Consider the following 14652-nt stretch of genomic DNA (forward strand, 5'->3'; position numbering starts at 1 on the left):
CAGCCGCCGGCCTACCGAGGGCGCACGGTGTAACTGAGATGCGTCGTCCTAGGCGAAGGCTCCGCACGGACCAGGTCAAGCGCCACGCGGCTCGCGTCGACGCCCTCGAACAGGCGGACTCCGGAGCCGAACAGCACGGGCGAGAGCGCGATCGTGAACTCGTCGATCAGGCCGGCGTTCACGTACTGCAGGATCGTCGCGCCGCCGCCCGCGACGCGGACGTCCCGGTCGCCGGCGGCCTCGCGGGCCTGATCGAGCGCGGACTCGATGCCGTCGTTGACGAAGCGGAAGGTGGTCCCGCCCTGCCGCACCCAGGGGTCACGCTTCTCGTGCGTCACGACGAACACCGGCGCGTGGAACGGTGGATCCTCGGGCCACGCGTGCTCGCCGGCCTCGAACATGCGCTTGCCCATCACGCTTGCGCCGGTGCGCTCGAACGTCTCCCGCACGATGTCGTTGTCGCGCCCTTCCTCGCCACCCTCCCCGAGCTTCAGGTTCTCCCGGAAGAACCGCTGCGGGAACACCCACTGCTGCAGTTCCATCCACTGCCGCCCCATCAGTTCTTCGGGGGACGCGGGCGCGATGAACCCGTCGAGCGACATCGACACACTGAAGAACACCTTGCCGGCCATCAGTCCTCAACTCCCTTCCGGGCGATCTCCGCGACGTAGGCAGCCAGGTTGCCGAGGGTCTGCTGACCGCCCTCGATCGCGCCGTGCTTCTTGATCGCCTCATCGCGCAGCTCCTTGGTGGGGAACACCGTGAGCATCTCGATCCGGGTCGTCTCCCCGTCGGGCGCGAACGTGAGGACCGACTCGAACGCGTTCGGGTCGCCGCGGTACTCGCCATGGAGCATCGCGATCCGCTCCGGCGGGACGATCTCGGTCCAGGTGATCCACTCGCTGTAGTCGGTGCCGTCCGGCCCGTGCATCACGAACTCCCACACCCCGCCCGCGCGGAACTCGAAGGCCCGCGTGGTGGTGGTGAACCCCTCCGGCCCCCACCAGCGCGACAGGTGCCGCACCTCGGTGAACGCCTTGAACACCAGTTCTCGTGGGGCGTCGATGTCCCGGGAGATCACGATCTCGCGGTCGGCCGTCGCGGACCGCGCCGGCGCTTCTCGTCCAGTCGGATTCATCAGCTACTCCTGTTGCCCGTCCTGCTTGAGTTCCTGCACGTACGCGTCCAGCCGGTCGAAGCTCTCGTTCCAGAACTGTTCGAACCCGCCGGTCCACTCATGAACCGCTCGCAGCCCGCGTGCGTCCAGGTCGTACAGGCGCTGCTTGCCCGCCTTGCGGTCCCGCACCAGCCCTACTTCGCGGAGCACCCGCAGGTGCTTGGACGCACCGGGCTGCGTCATTCCCAGCTCCTCGGCGACCTCCGTCACCGGCCGTTCGCCTGCCCGCAGCAGCGCCAGTATGTTCCGGCGCTGCGGCTCGGCTATGGCGTTGAAGACGTCTGACGTCGTCGCTGCTCGTGCCATGGCAGCAATCATATGCCCATATCGGAATGTGTTTCAAGGGCCGCCCGCGAGCAGGGATCGCCGGTGCGTGCGCCTTCGCTCTCGCGACCCAGTCCGACGGTGCCCAGCACCAGCCCGGTGCTGCGCCTCAGTCCCGGTGACGCGCGCAGCGGCCCCGGTTCGGCCGGCCTGTCGGCCAGGTAGGCGTCGAACGCCTCCGCGACCTGATCGTCGATCTCGTCCCGCGTCCGGGCATCCAGAGCGCCGCGTGAACGCCGCCGCGGTGTAGTCAAAACGTGACAGGAAGACGGCTTTTCCCTCGGTAAGATCTTTTCTCCGATACTTACTCCGTGGAAATGTCAGGAATAAAATGAGATTGCGAAGGATCCTGCCGGCCGTCGCCGTACTTCCGGCCCTCCTGGTGATATCCGCGTGCAGCAGCGATGCGGACGGGTCCGACGCCAAGAAGGCCGCGCCCAGCGCGAAGGGATCGCAGAGCGCTGAGGAGAAGGAATCCGCAGAGGCGGAGCGGGTCGGCGCCCTCGACACCAAGCACCTCGAAAAGGTGGCCCTCACGGGAACGGTCAAAGGGATCAACGCCAAGAAGGTGGCCAAGGCGGAGGTCGAGGCCGGACGCGGGATGAAGGCGGACAACAAGGCCTGTCAGCCCCTCGCCAGCCTCATCGGCGGCTTTACGCACATCCCTGCCGTGAGCGAGGTGCACCGGTCCCTCCAGCCGGTCAAGGCGACCAACGCGACCGTGGGTTCGATGTGGCTCGCCTCGCACTCCGAGAAGAACGCCACCCAGGTGATGAAGGACCTCCGCGCCGCGGTTACCGCGTGCCCCAAGGGATTCAATACGCTGGGCCTCAAGTACGGAAAGGTCGAGAAGCTTCCCGCGACCAAGCTCGGTGACGAGAGCGTCGATTACCGGATCACCAGTGACATCGGTAAGCAGAAGGTGCCGATGGCGTACACGGTCGTGCGTAGCGATGGTGTTGTCGCCGTGTTCTACGGCGTGAATATGCTCGATATGAAGAAGGCGTCGATTTCGACGAGCTTTATCCAGGCGCAGCTCGACCGGATCGCCGGACAGACGGACTGACGCAGCCGGCCCGCGCGGACGGGGAATTCATCCCCGTCCGCGCGGGCCGTGGCCAGGAGCCGCTGACGAGACGGTCAGCCGATCTGCCCCCATTCCGCCGGGAAGTCCGGCGGCCAGGGCTGACGCGGGTCGTACAACGACTGCCGCTCACCCATCGCCTCGTACTCCGCCTCCCGCCAGGACGGCTTGCCGCTGACGACGAAGCTGCCGCCGTCCCGCTCCAGCATCCAGGTGTAGTAGGCGTCCTCCGCCGGAATGCCGTGCCGTTCGCTGAGTACGCCGAACTCGGACGCGGTCGCCCGCCGGATGTGGAGCCCGTTCTCGTAGTGGGGCTTGAGGAACATCAGTTCCACATGCCCGAAATAGACCTCGATCACCGTCGTGCTCCGGTTCACCAGTGTGGCCTCACTGGTCAGAAAGAGCTGCCGGTGCGAGGGGACGAACCCGCTGACTCTGAAGAGCCGCCCCTCCCGGACGAAATCCGTCATGACCGCCATCTCCTCATCACTCGGGCACCGGCTCTCCGTTGGGGTACTTGAAGCGCTGCGGGGTGACGCGCACGACCTTGCCCTCATCGTTGGTCATGTGCCACTCGATGGACGACCAGGTGCGTTGCTCCAGCCGGACAGCCGTACGGAGTTTGATCATCTCCCACGCGGTTCCGTAGCCGGATGACCGGATGACCGCCCAGTCGTTGGCCGCGATCGTCTCCCCTCGTTCGAGAAGCAGAGCCAGCGCCTCGTCGGCGTTCTTGGCGCCACTGACACCGTCCAGGGACACCGAGATCTTCACCTTGGGGTTGGACACCGCTCTCTCCACGCCCACCGTCCACAAGGGACGGATCCCCATCCCCAGGCCTCCCGACAGCTCGTCGGCGTATGCCTTGCCGTTGAACGTGTGCCCGCCGATCAGCTTGACCAGTTCGTCCGAGCCGGGGTTGACCCCGAGGACGACGTGATCGCCGTCCTTCACCAGGTCGCGGAGGAAGTTCTCGGCACAGTCGTTGACGCCGCCGGAGCCGGCCGCCGCGACGGAGAGCGCCGCGACCTTGAATGTCGCGGTGCCCAGCTTCTCGCACGCCTCGGAGAGCTTCCGGACGATACGGCTGATGATGCCCTGGGCGGCGGCCTCGGTCAGGCCGATGGAACGGAGCGCCAGCCAGGCGTCGGTGAACCCGATGCCTGTCTTGAGCGCGGCGTCCATCGCCGTCAGCGCGGTTTTGGCGGTCTTGAAGATCGCGCCCGCGACGAACCAGCTGGCCGCCCAGGCACAGTCGCCCCAGCTGCCGCCCGACACACCCGGAGTGATCAGCTTGGCGCAGCCGATGAAGTCGCCGAGCAGGACGTCGATGGGATCGATGCCCGAGTTGAACTCGACCATGGACAGCGTGTACGACATCCGCTTGGTCTGGGCCTTCGAGACCTCGGGACCGAGATAGACCGTGTCCGCGTCCGGGCAACTGCCCGAGTAGGACTCCGGCGAGGCCAGACACATGAACAGGTCGACGTGCGACTTGTACGTGACGTCGGCCGTGATCGTGCAATCCCCGATATGGATGATCGGGTTGCAGTTGTCCTTGACGACGTTCTTGGGTTCGCCGATGTACTCGATGTGGTCGAGGACCGCCCACACCCCGCCGATCCCGGTGGTGACACCCTGCGTGATCTGCTCGCTGTTGCCGCCCTTCTCCGTGCGGTCCGCGGCCTCCTGGGCCTCGTTCGCCGCGTCCCACGCGCCTTCGGCGGCCTTCTCCGCCGCCGTCGCGTCGGTCTCCGCCCGGGTGGCGGTGTCGCGGGCACTGGCCGCGTCGTCCTCGGCCTTGGTGGCCGCGGTACGGGCCGAAGCGGCGTCGTGCTCCGCCTCGGTGGCCGCGTTGTCCGCCGCGGCCGCGTCCACCTGAGCGTCGTTCGACGCCGTCCAGGCCTTCCCCACGTCCGCGCCCGCCGACTGCGCGTAGCCGTCGGCGCGGTTCGCCGAGGCCTCGGCGAGCTTCGCGTCGGCCGCGGCCTGGGTGGCCGAGGCCTGGGCCCGCTGGTACGCCTTGGCGGCGCGGGCCGCGTCGGACGCCGCTGCCGCGGACGCCTGCGCCGCGAGCTTCATGTCCGCCGCGGCCTGGGCGGCGAGGGCCTTCGCCTCCGCGGAGAACCCCTCGGCCAGGTCGGCCGTAGCGGTGGCCGCGGCCGCCTGCTGCTGCGCGACCGTCAGGGACTGCTGGCCGAGGAGCGTCGCGAACGCGGCCGAGCTGTCGGTCTCCTGGTACGGGCCGCCGAGCGTGATCGCCTCGTTCGCCGGCTTGTTCACCGCTGCCGCGGAGTCCCGCGCCGCGAGTGACGACTGCACGGCCGCGAACGCCTTGCCGGCGGTGGTCGCCGCCCAGGTCGCTGTCTGGAGCGCCTCACCGCGAGCGGCGGTCGCCTCCTCCTTCGCTGTCTTGGCCGCGGCGGAAGCCTTCTCCGACTCCTCCCTGGCGCCCTTGGCGTCGAGCGCCGCCGCCTCGGAGGCGTCGATGGCCTCGGCCGCTGCGGCGTGGGCCGCCGCGGCGGAACCGGCCGCCACCAGGTAGGACGCCCAGGTGGCGTCGGACGCCGCCTTGGCGCGCGATGCCGCGCCCTGTGCCTTGGTGGCGGCCTCGCGGGCGCTGGTGGCAGCGGCCGTGGCCGCGTTCGCCGACGTGCGTGCGTTGGTGGCCGCCGTCGTCGCGGTGTTGGCGGCGCTACGGGCGTCGGTCGCGGCGGCACGGGCCGCCTCCGCGGCGTCCGTACCGTCCACAGCGGCGGCGTGGGCCTCCAGTGCCGCCGCCTTCGCCTTCAGCGAGTCCCGCCGCTGCTCGGCCTCAAGGGCCCTGTCACGGGCGGCGACCGCATCGCGCTCCGCCTGTTCGGCGTCACCCCTGCGGTCCGAAGCCGTGACTCCGGACGCCTCCGCCGACGCACGGGCGTCGGCGGCGATCCGGCCCTGCGCGACCGCGTCCGCCTCATGACCGGCAGCCTTGTCCCGCTCGCTCTCCGCGGTGGCCCGGTAGGCCGCTGCGTTGGCGCGCTCCAGTTCGGCCACGGCACGCGTCCGCTGGGCTTCGGCCGCGGCCTTGCGGGCGTCCTCCTCCTCCGCCAGAGCGGTTTCCTTGGCCTTCTTGGCCGTGGCGGCGTTCGTCGCGGCCGAGGCCGCGTAGGCGTCGGCGCTGTCCGCCGCGGCCTTCGCCTGGGAGGCGGCCTCCTGCGCGGCGATGCGGCGGAACTCGGTGTTCACCGCGTGCGCCTCGGTCTGCGCCAGGGCGAGCAGCGCCTCGGACGTCGACACGGTCGCGTTCGCCGCGTTCAGAGCCGTCTCCGTCGCCTTCGCTGCGGCCGTGGCGGCCGCGCCGGAGGCGCGGGCGACCTGGACCGACTGCTGGGCGTAGAGCAGCCCGCGGCCGCGCGGCACCTCGGCGGCGTCCGCGATCGTCCAGGCCTGCTGCTGGGCGGTCACCGCGCGCTGTGCGGCGGTCTTGGCGGCGGTGGCCTGCTGCTGGGAGGTGGTGACGAGCGCCTGAACCTTGCCCCGGGCCTTCGCGAGGTCCGTCTTCGCCTGGTCGAAGAGGGCCTGCTTCGGCTTGAGGATGTCGTCCGGGTCGTTCTCCAGCTGGTCGTGCCAGTACTTCTGCCAGCGTAGGATCTGGTCGGCGAACCACGCCTGGCCGATGGCCTCGACCATGTTGTCCGCGGCGGACCGGGTCGCGGCGGCGGCGTCGGCCTCCGCCTGCATGATGACCGCGCGCGGGGCCGCCTGGCCGGCGTACTCCGCGTCCCACTCGGCCGAGGCCTGCGAGACGACCTCGCTCAGGGAGTTGCGCGGGTCGACCGGGTCCTGGTGGTTGCACGAGGCCCAGGCCTGCTTGAGGTTCTCGACCTCGATGCGGTACTCGACGGAGCCTTCGGTGACCTTCTTCTCGAGGAAGCCGCCGTGCCGCAGGTAGGTGGCGATGTCGGCGGAGGTCGTACCGCCGGAGAACCGGGTGTCGCTGACGTTGGAAGACCGCAGCATGACGTCGGCCTCGGCGTCGTACCAGCTGTCCTTGCCCCGGTTCTGCTCGGTGATCTCCCGGGCCTTCGCCACCGCCTCGTCGCCGGCGTTGGTGTGGTCGTCCCAGCCCAGACGGTGGGACAGCTCGGCCTGGGAGGCCAGGGTGAACCCGAGGATGTCCGCGCCGAACTCCGGCGCGTGCAGGGTGATCCCGTCGTCGAACGAGCTCATCGCGTACGGCCGGTTGGCGTCCTCCAGGAGGGCCTCGCGGGCGGCCATGGCGTCCCTGAAGGCGTAGCCGGCCTGCTCGTCCTGGTCCCGGGCCTGCCCCAGGGGCATGAACCCGATCCAGCCGACGTCACCGATGACTGCGCCCAGCTGCTCGTTCGTGCCGGTCAGGCCCTCGATGGCCTTGGCCTTCATCTTGGCGCCGCCCGCGTGCAGGGCGACTCCGGCGAGGCACTGGTTGAGGCGCGGGGTGGAGCGGACGTCACTGATGACGGCGGTGAGCTCGGTGAGCCGGCGCAGGGCGTTGTCGGCGTCGACGAAGATCTTCCGGACACCTTCGGAGACCTTCTCGACCGCCTGGGCGAGCGCGGGCACCAGGCCCACGATCGCGGCGGAGGAGGCGATGTCGACGAGGTCCCAGAGGCAGTCCTCGACGTTGTAGTCGGCCAGACACTCCTTCACCTCGGCCGCGTCGAGCTGTTCGAAGAGGATCTGTCCGCCGTTGGCCGTGGCCCAGGCCACGAGGTCCACCGAGACGGCCTTCAGGCCATCGCGGTAGTCGTCGACACAGGTCTGGCCGCACGCGTCGAGAAGGATCTTCTCCTCGCGCTCGCCCAGGGCCGGCCAGTTGGAGGCGCCCCCCTTGATCGGCGTGACGCCCTCGGCGAGCGCGTCCTGGTGCGCGGCCTCGTTCTTCTCGCGCTGTTCCTGCTCGGCCTGCTTCGCCGCGTTCTCGGCGGCGGTGCTGTCGCCCTGTGCGTCGGACGCCCTGTCCTCGGCGTCCTTGGCGTCCTTCTCCGCCTGAGTCGCCTTGTCCTGGGCCCCCTTGGCGGCTTCCCCGGCCCGGCCGGCCTTCTCGTTCGCCTCGGCGACGTGCCGCTCGGCGTCGGTCGCCTCGCGGTCCGCCTCGGCGGCGGTGTCGCTCGCGTCGTTCGCGAGGAGAAGGGCACTGGCCGCGTCGGTACCCGCCTGCTCGGAGTAACCGGCCGCGTCGGTGGAAGCGCTCTCGGCACCCTTGCGGGCGGCTGCCGCTTCGGCGGCGGACGCCTGGGCGCGGGTCACGGCCCCGACGGCACGCACCGAATCGCTCGCGGCGCGTGCGGCGGCCTCGGCGGCGAGCTTGGCGTCGCCCGTGGCCTGCGTGGCAGCCTGCTGCGCGGACTCGGACGCCGCTGCCGCCTCGGTGGCCTTGGCCTCGGCCGCCGCCGCCTGCTGCTCGGCGATCGTCTTCGACGACTGCCCGACGAGTACGGCGAACGCGGCCGAACTGTCCGTCACCCGGTAGGGGGTTCCCACCGCGACGGCCTCATTGGAGGCGGCGATCGCCTCCTTCGCGCTGTCGCGCGCGGCGAGCGCCGCCTGCCCGGCCGCGTAGGCGCGGCCGACCGCGGTAGCGGCCGACTTCACCGCCGCGGTCGCGCCGGCCCCGGCGGCCACGGACTCCTGCTCGGCCTTCTTGGCCAGTTTCGTGGCGTTCCCCGACGCCGTGGCGGCGTTGTCCGCGCGCAGCGCCGCGTCCTGCGACGCGTCCAGCGCCACGGCGGCGGCGGCGTACGCCGAAGAGGCCGCGTCGAGGGATGTGCGGTAGGCCGACCACGCCTTGACCGCGTTGGCCTCGGCACGCTTGGCGGCGCCCTCCGCCGTGGTCGCGGCGGTCCGCGCGCCGACGGCGGCGGTGGTCGCCTCGTCCGCCGCGGTCTGCGCGACGGTGGCGGCCTGGGCCGCCTGGCTCGCCGCCGTACGGGCGGCGGTGGCCGCGGCCCGGGTTTCGGCGGAGGCCGCGGTGCCCTCGGCGGCGGTGGCCGCGGCTTCGAGTGCGGCGGCGCGGGCCGCGACGGCCTGCTTCGCCTGTAGCGCGGCGACGGCCTTCTCGCGCGCGGTCTGCGCGGCCTTCGCCTTCTCGGTGGCGAGCTTGCGCTTCGCCGTCGCGTCGGTGGTCGCGGTCTCGGCTGCCGTATCGGCGCTACTGGCAGTGGTCTGCTGGGTCGCCGCCCGCTGCTCGGCCTCCTGCGCCTTGGCCCGTTCGGTGGCGGCGCTCGCGCGGGAGGCGGCCGCGTTGGCCTTCTCCGCCTGCGCCTTGGCCCGCTCGGAAGCGGCGGTGGCAGCGGCGGTCTCGGCCTTGTCGCGCTTCTGCTCCGCAGTCGTGCGGGCGTCCTTCGCCGTCTTCGCGTCGTCGGCGGCGGCCCCGGCGTTGGACTCGGCGCTGTCGGCGGCGGCCTTCGCCTGGGCGGCGGCCTCCTCGGCGGCGACGCGGCGGAACTCGGTGCTGATGGCGTGCGAGTCGGTCTGTGCCTTGGCGAGCAGGGCATCAGCGTCGGCGATCGTCGCGTTGGCGGCGGAGAGTGCGGTCTCGGTCGCCTTCGCGGCGGCCGTGGCGGCGGCCGCCGAGGCGCGGGCCACCTGGACCGACTGCTGGGCGTACATCAGGCCACGGCCGCGCGGCAGGTGGGCGGTGTCCGCGACGGCCCAGGCCTCCTGCTGCGCGGTCGCGGCCTTCTGCGCGGCCGTAGCGCCCTTGCCGGCCTGCTCCTTGGCCGAGACGACCAGGGAGGCCACCTTGGTACGGGCAGCGTTCAGGTCGGCCGTGGCCTTGTCGTAGAACGCCTGGTCGGGCTTGTCGAAGATCGTGTCGGGATCGTTGGCGAGCTCGTCCTGCCAGTACTTGCGCCAGCTCAGGATCTGCTCGACGATCCAGGCCTGGCGGATGGCCTCGACCATGTCATTGGTCGCGGCCTGGGTCGCCGCGGCGGCGTCGGCCTCCGCCTGGATGATCGTGGCGCGCTGGGGGGCCTGCCCCGCGTACTCCGACTCCCACTCGACCATCGCGGTCATGACCGGGGCGTTGAGCACGCGCCGGGGGTCGAGAGGGTTCTGGTAGTCGCAGGCCGCCCAGGCCTGGTTGAGGTCCTCGACCTCGACGCGGTACTCGGCCGAGTCCTCGGCCGGTGACTCGGTCGCGTATCCGCCACGCTGCAGGTAGGAGGCGATGTCGCTGGAGGTGGTACCGCCCGAATACTTGTATCCGACGTCCCGCAGCATCACGTCCGCCGCGGCGTCGTGCCAGCTGTCCTTGCCCCGGTTCTCTTCGGTGATCACGCGGGCGCGGGCGATCGCCTCGTCGCTGGCCTCGCTGTGGCCGTCCCACCCGAGCGGGGAGACGAGCTGGACCTGGTTGATCGCGGTGAAGTAGTTCACGTCCGCGCCGAAGGCCGGCGCGTGCCACTCCATGTCATCGCTGGCCCAGGCGGATTCGACGTAGGGCTTGTTGGCCTCGTCGAGCTCTTCGGTACGCCGGTCACTGGCGTCCCGGTAGGCGTTGCCGTCGTCCTGGTCGGCGATTCCGGCCATGCCCAGGGGGCCGTAGCCGATCCAGCCGATGTCGCCGATGGCCTCGCTGAGCTGCTCGTTGGTGCCGGTCAGGGCCTCGATGGCCTTGGCCTTCATCTGAGGTCCGCCGACGTGCAGCGCCACACCGGCGAGACAGCGGTCGCGACGGGGGTCCTCACCGATGCTGTTGCGGATGAGCCCGGTGTCCTCGTCGGGTGCCGGGGCGGCCAGTGCCGGAGGAGCCTGGAACAGGCCGGCGAGCACGGCCGCGGCGGTGACGAGCGCCGTCGCACTGGTGGCTCTGGCCAGTGTGGAGCGTATGCGACGCCGGCGTCTGCCGACGTCTCTGAGCATTGACATGTCTGCCTTGCAATCTCTCGACCGTTCGGCAGCACCTCAGCATGAGCATGACAGGCGACCCGCTGTCCGGGTCGGACTCCCCGCGGCGCGACAACTGCCGGCGTGCCCGCCTGTCCCCACACGTCGACGCTGCCGCTTGCTCCGTGAGCGTGCCATGGACGGGCCTTTACGTGAAGGTTGAATGATCTTCACTAACCGGGCACAGGATTCAGTAGTGGGCAAAGTGATCCACTTGTTGATCATCTTGTTACCCGGCGCAACCGGCCCGTCTCCCACTGCGGACAGAATTGCCCCGTCTGCCCTGAGATGCGCAAGTGCTCCCCGGCGTCGCGTATATGACGAGACGTCACGCTGCCCTCGCGTCCGGTGGCCGGATGCCGCAGGCGTTCATCATCCGTGGTCCTCGGTAAGCGAGGAGTTGAAGCAGCTCTACCTCACGAACACCGGGGTGACCGTCTTCGCCGTGGGGTCCACGGGGCTACGTTTACGGACATGACGATTCTGGTCGTTGGCGGTTCCGGCTTCCTGGGCTCCGAGCTGGTCCGGCAGGCGAGAGCGGCGGGGCACACGACCGTCGCGACGTATGCGACCAAGCCGGGCACCGCCTCCCCGAGCGCGTGGTGCCCCCTCGATCTGCGGGACGCGGGAAGTCTGGACGCCACGCTGGCCGAGGTGAACCCGCGCGTCGTCATCAACGCATCGAGCGGCCGTGCCGACTGGGCGGTTACGGCAGAGGGCCCGCTCCAGCTCGCGACAGTCGCCGCGAAGCGCGGGATCCGCATGGTTCACGTGTCCACCGACGCGGTGTTTTCCGGTACCGGCCGGATCCACTACGACGAGTCCTGTCTCCCGGACCCCGTCACCCCGTACGGCGCAGCCAAGGCCGCGGCCGAGACCGGGGTCCTTGCGGTACATCCGAAGGCCGTCGTCGCCCGCACATCGCTGATCATCGGTCACGGCCGCTCCGTGCACGAGCGCCTGGTGCACCGGCTCGCCGCCGGTACCGTCGCCGGCGCCTTGTTCACCGACGACATCCGCTGCCCGGTCCATGTCTCGGACCTGGCGGCCGCGCTGTTGGAACTGGCGTCGAGTGGCGCAGCAGGCGTCCACCATCTCGCAGGACCTCATGCCCTGAGCCGCCACGAACTCGGCGTCCTCATCGCCGAGCGCGACGGTCTCGACGCGTCCCGTCTGCCTGCGGCCCTGCGAGCCGACAGCGCCGTTCCCGGACCCCTCGACGTCCGCCTCGACAGCGAGGTGACCCAGCGGCGACTGCGCACCACACTGCGCGGTGCTCGACAGTTCCTGAAGCCCGCCGATCAGGCGCCTTCGGCCGCGCCGGTCTGACTCCTGAGAGGTTTGGCGTGCTTTGGCGCCCGCTGTTCGTGCTGGCGCCGTTGGCGAGAGTTCCCGTGCCTAGAGGTTGTCGAAGTCTCCGGCGGTCATGCCCGACTTGAAGGCGCGCCACTCGCCGGGGGTGAAGCACAGGTGCGGGCCGGAAGGGTTCTTCGAGTCGCGGACGGCCACGCCACCGCCGGGGAGGGAGGCCGGCTCGAAGCACTCGCCGTTGTTTGCGGTGAAGCTGCTCTTCTGCCAGGGGAGTGTGGACGGGTCGATCGAGTAGAGGTCTGCCTTCTCCATGACCTCAGTCTTCCTGGTTTCGGATGCCGGTAATCAGTCCAAGTGGCCGATGAACTCGTGCCAGGCGTCAGGGCTGAAGGTAATTACGGGGCCGGCGGGACGCTCGCTGTCGCGGGCGGGGGCGAGGTGGGGGATGCCGTCGGCGACTTCGAGACGCGGCACTTCAGCGGTGCCGTTGCTTCCAGCGGACAGTGCCGTTGCCGCAGGCCGAGGGAATGGCACTGGCCACCCGGAACCGCTGGATTCCGCGGTACGACGTGCGGGTCATACCGGCCCGACCTGCCCGACCCGCACGCCCGCAGAACCGCACGACCGCCCACCGCTCGCTCGGCTGCCCGCTGCCGCTCACCTCGACCGGGTACTCAGCCGCTCGCGATGCCGAGCGCCGCGCGGATCTCCCCTGCCAGCCGCCCGTCCAGACCGTGCACGGTCATCCGGTTCTTGACCAGCGCGAAGGAGAACCGGTGCGCGGGGTCGGCGAAGGCCGTGCTGCCGCCCGAGCCGCTGTGGCCGAAGCCGCCCGCCGGGCGTATCGGCTTCGCTCCGCTGTCCCCGATCACGAAGCCCGCGCCCATCGCGGAGGTGGTGCCCATCATCCTGTCCACCCCGCTGATCCGCTCCGTGGTCGCCTCCTTCAATGTCGCCGCCGACAGCAGCCGTACGCCCTCCAGCTCACCGCCGCAGGCCAGCACCGCGTACAGGAGGGCGGCCCCGCGCGCGGTCATGATCCCGTTGGCCGGCAGAGCCGTACGCCGGAAGTCCGCACGGTTGCCCAACTCGGCCACCGGCAGCACCCCGTGGGGAACGCAGTCGAAGAACGGGGCGCCGGGAGGCATCCGCTCCAGCCGTGCCGCCCAGCCGCCGTCGTAACAGGTGGCCACCCGGGACGCCGCGTGCTCAGGGACGTGGAACAGCAGCTCGTCACCTATCCCGAGCGGACCGGCCAGCTCTTCGCGCAGTAGCTGGTCGCAGGTCCGGCCGGTGGCGCGGTGCAGGATCTCGGCCAGCAGCACCCCGTAGGTCCAGGCGTGGTAGCCGAACGCGCTGCCGGGCTCCCACTGCGGCCGCTGCCCGGCCGTCCAGTCGGCCATGGCCGGCAGGTCGAGCAGCCGCTCCGGGGTCAGGTCCGCCGGCAGCCGGGCCAGGCCGGCCATGTGGCCGAGGACCTGCCCCAGGGTGATCCGCTCCTTCCCCGCCGCGCCGAACCGCGGCCAGTAGCGCGCCACGGGGGCGTCGTACGCCAGTACCCCCTGGTCCACCAGGACCGCGACCAGGGCCGCCGCCACGCCCTTGCCGGTCGACCAGGCCGGCACCAGGGTGTCCGGCCCCATCGGCCGCCCCTCGGCGACATCGGCCGCCCCCGCCCACGCGTCGACCACCAACTCGCCGTCGTGCCAGGCCGCCACCTGCACCCCGGTCTCGACGCCCGATCCCGTCAACTCCGCCAGGACCTCTTCGACGCGCCGCTGCGCCGGATTGTCCGGCACCGTGCTGGTGTGCACAGTCCCTCCCCTTCCGCCCCGGGGGCCGCGAGCAGGCCGCCCGTCGGCTTCAACGCGGTTCCGGCCGGAACCGTTCCGGAGGAACTACGCCTCGCGGAGCCGCCTCACCACCTCGCGCACGCCGCCCGCCAGGACCACCAGGACCACCACGGTGTAGAAGGCGTCCGGGGCCTGCCAGCCGCCGTTGACGTCGGACAGGAAGGCCGGGTTGAAGAACTCCCGCCGGTACAGGATCCAGGCCATCGGCAGTGTGAACGCCGCCTGGGCGGCGATGTTCCAGAGCGCGAGCGAGCGCGTCGGCGCTCGCAGGGCCCGGATCGCGTCGAGTGTCACGAGTGCGGCGAGGCCGGCCAGGATCGGCCAGATCCAGCCCGACCACAGGCCCGGTTCGAGCACGTCCAGGTGTATGCCGCCGTCCGTCCGGTACGGCTGCGCGGTGTGCTGCCAGACGATCAGGGCGATCAGCAGCCCGTGCCACGCCATCCCGGCACCGGCCGTGACGCCGCGCTTCTTCTGTGCGCGGCGGTCGGGCAGGTCGTCGGGCGTCCACGCCCCGCCGGCCGCGGCGGACCGCTTGCCGGGCCGCTCGACCAGGACGAACACCACGGTGAGCCAGGCGGCCATCGGGACGCCGATGGAGAACACCGCCCCGGCGGCCCCGCCGATCACCTCCGCGGCCCCCCGGCCGTCCAGGACGTCGAGCGCCGCGCTGACGGCGACGACCACGGGCAGCACGGAAAGCAGCAGGGCCGCGAGGAGCCGTATGTACGTCGGGTAGAACCCGGGCCCGATCAGTGCGAGCGGCCGGCCCGCGTACTGGGCGGCGAGCCGGACCGGGTCGCCCATCTCGGTGAGCACCTCGCGCTCGGCGGCCCCTGAGCCGGCAGGACCGCGGGCCTCGACGGTGTCAGCGATCGTCGCGCGCAACTCGTCGGCCACGTCGCCGCGCCGGTCGGCCGGGATGTGCCGGACGACCTCCGCCACGTATCGGTCGGTCAGCGTGCCGGTGTCGGACGCTTGGAACATAC

The 14652-nt window shown here is 71.0% G+C and carries 12 protein-coding genes; 2 read left to right on the forward strand and 10 right to left on the reverse strand.

Annotation, left to right across the window (positions count from 1 at the left end; translation table 11 throughout):
* Nucleotides 1-11: 11 nt before the first annotated feature.
* The 4 genes from ACZ6S6_RS15910 to ACZ6S6_RS15925 are packed head-to-tail and all read right to left on the reverse strand — an operon-like array spanning nucleotide 12 to nucleotide 1755.
* Nucleotides 12-632: a dihydrofolate reductase family protein gene (locus tag ACZ6S6_RS15910; protein WP_469706000.1), complete on the reverse strand. Its 621-nt coding sequence runs from the start codon at nucleotides 630-632 to the stop codon at nucleotides 12-14.
* Nucleotides 632-1138: an SRPBCC family protein gene (locus tag ACZ6S6_RS15915; RefSeq protein ID WP_469706001.1), complete on the reverse strand. Its 507-nt coding sequence runs from the start codon at nucleotides 1136-1138 to the stop codon at nucleotides 632-634. The genes ACZ6S6_RS15910 and ACZ6S6_RS15915 overlap by 1 nt, the downstream gene beginning before the upstream one ends.
* A 3-nt stretch (nucleotides 1139-1141) precedes the next feature.
* The gene (locus ACZ6S6_RS15920; protein ID WP_363067520.1) at nucleotides 1142-1483 is read right to left on the reverse strand and encodes an ArsR/SmtB family transcription factor; all 342 of its coding nucleotides are present in this window, start codon (nucleotides 1481-1483) and stop codon (nucleotides 1142-1144) included.
* A gap of 8 nt (nucleotides 1484-1491) precedes the next feature.
* Nucleotides 1492-1755 carry a hypothetical protein gene (locus ACZ6S6_RS15925; RefSeq protein WP_469706002.1) on the reverse strand — a complete coding sequence of 88 codons (264 nt, stop codon included), beginning with the start codon at nucleotides 1753-1755 and terminating at the stop codon, nucleotides 1492-1494.
* Nucleotides 1756-1832: 77 nt separating this feature from the next.
* On the opposite strand from ACZ6S6_RS15925, the gene ACZ6S6_RS15930 reads away from it, so the two are divergent.
* Nucleotides 1833-2567, forward strand: coding sequence for a hypothetical protein (locus tag ACZ6S6_RS15930; protein ID WP_469706003.1), 735 nt, complete (start codon nucleotides 1833-1835; stop codon nucleotides 2565-2567).
* A gap of 74 nt (nucleotides 2568-2641) precedes the next feature.
* Here the strand turns inward: ACZ6S6_RS15930 and ACZ6S6_RS15935 are convergent, their stop codons facing one another.
* A complete protein-coding gene (locus tag ACZ6S6_RS15935) occupies nucleotides 2642-3055 on the reverse strand; it encodes a hypothetical protein (RefSeq protein WP_469706004.1) in 414 nt (137 codons plus the stop codon).
* A 16-nt stretch (nucleotides 3056-3071) separates the two neighbouring features.
* On the reverse strand, nucleotides 3072-10481 hold the full coding sequence (locus ACZ6S6_RS15940) for a polymorphic toxin type 27 domain-containing protein (protein WP_469706005.1): 7410 nt from the start codon (nucleotides 10479-10481) through the stop codon (nucleotides 3072-3074).
* A gap of 492 nt (nucleotides 10482-10973) precedes the next feature.
* Between ACZ6S6_RS15940 and ACZ6S6_RS15945 the strand changes: the two genes are divergently transcribed.
* Entirely contained in the window at nucleotides 10974-11828 is an 855-nt protein-coding gene (locus ACZ6S6_RS15945) for an SDR family oxidoreductase (protein WP_469706006.1), read from the forward strand.
* Nucleotides 11829-11897: 69 nt separating this feature from the next.
* On the opposite strand, the gene ACZ6S6_RS15950 is transcribed toward ACZ6S6_RS15945, so the two are convergent.
* From ACZ6S6_RS15950 to ACZ6S6_RS15965, 4 genes are all read right to left on the reverse strand, one after another.
* Nucleotides 11898-12122, reverse strand: a complete 225-nt coding sequence (locus ACZ6S6_RS15950) for a DUF397 domain-containing protein (RefSeq protein WP_362963106.1) — start codon at nucleotides 12120-12122, stop codon at nucleotides 11898-11900.
* Nucleotides 12123-12155: 33 nt separating this feature from the next.
* Nucleotides 12156-12284 (reverse strand): DUF397 domain-containing protein, encoded by a 129-nt coding sequence (locus ACZ6S6_RS15955; protein WP_469706007.1) that lies wholly within the window; start codon nucleotides 12282-12284, stop codon nucleotides 12156-12158.
* Between the two features lie 200 nt (nucleotides 12285-12484).
* A complete protein-coding gene (locus ACZ6S6_RS15960; RefSeq protein WP_469706008.1) occupies nucleotides 12485-13624 on the reverse strand; it encodes a serine hydrolase domain-containing protein in 1140 nt (379 codons plus the stop codon).
* Between the two features lie 84 nt (nucleotides 13625-13708).
* Nucleotides 13709-14650 (reverse strand): HAAS signaling domain-containing protein, encoded by a 942-nt coding sequence (locus tag ACZ6S6_RS15965; RefSeq protein ID WP_469706093.1) that lies wholly within the window; start codon nucleotides 14648-14650, stop codon nucleotides 13709-13711.
* Nucleotides 14651-14652 lie beyond the last annotated feature (2 nt).

The sequence above is a fragment of the Streptomyces sp. NPDC048671 genome (assembly GCF_055587045.1).